Genomic DNA, 533 nt, shown 5'->3' with positions numbered 1-533 from the left:
TGTCGTTGAAAACCTCAATCACATTCATGACCACTCCAAACGAAAACCAGAGTACAACTCATATTTTATGAGTGTAATTTAATATCTCAAACAAGGGGCAAGCGAATATCTCAAAGCTTGTAATTTTGGCCAAGAAACAGCAAAGACCACGTTCTCTACGCAGAGTTTGAAACATCACTCCCAAGTTCTCTGTTCGATTTTCAACAAAAAGTTAAAAGTGATTTAAATAAAAGCCATCTTATCAATTGCTGGTTATTCGGTACTATGAACTCACTTTCGAGGTACGCGTGGTTGTCGAAGCTAAAAGCGGCCGATATAAAACTGAATAACGAGGATAAAAACGTGTCTCATCAAATCATTAAAGATCTAAACAGCCGCTACACAGCGAAAAAATACGACGCAGAAAAACGCATTTCTCAAGAAGATATGGCCATCATCAAAGAAGCCATTCGTCTGTCTGCATCGTCAATTAACTCGCAACCATGGAAATTCATCGTGATTGAAAGTGATGAAGCAAAACAACGCTTCCACAG

Annotated in this window: 1 protein-coding gene; it reads left to right on the top strand. The window is 38.6% G+C overall.

The genetic code is table 11. The features are described from left to right. Nucleotides 1-342: 342 nt before the first annotated feature. Nucleotides 343-533 (top strand): nitroreductase family protein (locus tag R8O11_RS30825; RefSeq protein WP_180793556.1); only part of this gene is annotated, 191 nt, incomplete at its 3' end.

The organism is Vibrio sp. 1288, from assembly GCF_033344475.1.
This window is presented reverse-complemented; position numbering and strand designations above follow the sequence as displayed.